We start from the raw sequence: 255 nt of genomic DNA on the forward strand, positions 1-255 counted from the left end.
GGCCTGGTCGAAGCTGGCATCACTGATGGCCGGCAACTGGCAACTGGAGCCCTGCAGCAGGCTGTAGATCGACCGGAACATGAACACCTCGATGAGGGCGAGATCGATCTGCTTGAGGATGCCGGACTGCTGGCCCAGCGCGAAGGCGTCCAGCAAGGGCGCGGCGCGCTCCTGATTGGCCACCCTCAGGGCGTCCTGCATATGGGAAGAGTGCAGAAACTGATCGTGAAAGAGGAACAACGCAGGCTGACGGCG

General features: G+C 62.4%; 1 protein-coding gene. It reads right to left on the bottom strand.

Going from position 1 to position 255, the window contains the following annotated elements:
* On the bottom strand, nucleotides 1–255 hold a 255-nt coding region (locus R0J88_RS21655; RefSeq protein ID WP_410901127.1), incomplete at both ends, for a hypothetical protein.

Source organism: Pseudoalteromonas sp. SIMBA_162, assembly GCF_046535955.1.
Taxonomy (GTDB): Bacteria; Pseudomonadota; Gammaproteobacteria; order Enterobacterales; family Alteromonadaceae; genus Pseudoalteromonas; species Pseudoalteromonas marina.